This is a genomic window from Blautia sp. MCC283 (assembly GCF_018785565.1).
Classification (GTDB): domain Bacteria; phylum Bacillota; class Clostridia; order Lachnospirales; family Lachnospiraceae; genus Blautia_A.
Window position 1 is genome coordinate 1 of the sequence record NZ_WQQB01000067.1, and the last position, 696, is coordinate 696.

General features: G+C 44.1%; 1 protein-coding gene. It reads left to right on the top strand.

From position 1 onward, the window contains the following. Window positions 1-549 (top strand): RNA-guided endonuclease TnpB family protein (locus GPK81_RS15775; protein ID WP_215707325.1); only part of this gene is annotated, 549 nt, incomplete at its 5' end. Window positions 550-696: the final 147 nt, after the last annotated feature.

A 696-nucleotide genomic window follows, 5' to 3' on the forward strand; every position in this document is an offset into this window, starting at 1 on the left:
ATCAAAGCGTTCTACTCCGACAGTAATGGAAATACGGTATCAAATCCCAGATATCTGGAACGCTCAATGCGAAAACTCATAAGAGAACAGCGCAGGCTTTCCCGAAAACAAAAAGATTCCCATAACCGCGAGAAGCAGCGGATCAGGGTGGCAAGAGTGTATGAGAAAGTAACCAATCAGCGGAATGATTTCCTGCAGAAACAGTCAACGATGCTGGTGCGTGAAAACCAAACCATCTGTATTGAAGATCTGAATGTTAAGGGGATGATCCGGAATCATAAACTGTCAAAATCGATAGCGAGTGTTTCCTGGGCAAAATTTTTTGAAATGCTGGAATATAAAGCTGGCTGGTATGGAAATGAAATTCACAGAGTACCAACGATGTATCCGAGCAGTCAGACCTGCAGCTGTTGTGGCTACAGAAATCCACGGATAAAAAATCTGGGCATTCGTATCTGGGAGTGTCCCAAATGCCATGGGGTTCATGACCGGGATACGAATGCAAGTATCAATATTCTGAAAAAAGGACTGCAGATGCAGTCTGCATAAAGATAAAAACTGTACCGTAGGGCATACGGGAACAGTATAAATATAGCTTGTGGACACTGTGTAAGACATTGCAGTACCGTAAGGTGTTTGCCAATGCAGTAGTGGGAGAAGCAAGAATCCCCCTGCTTTAGCTGTGGGGAGTGTCAA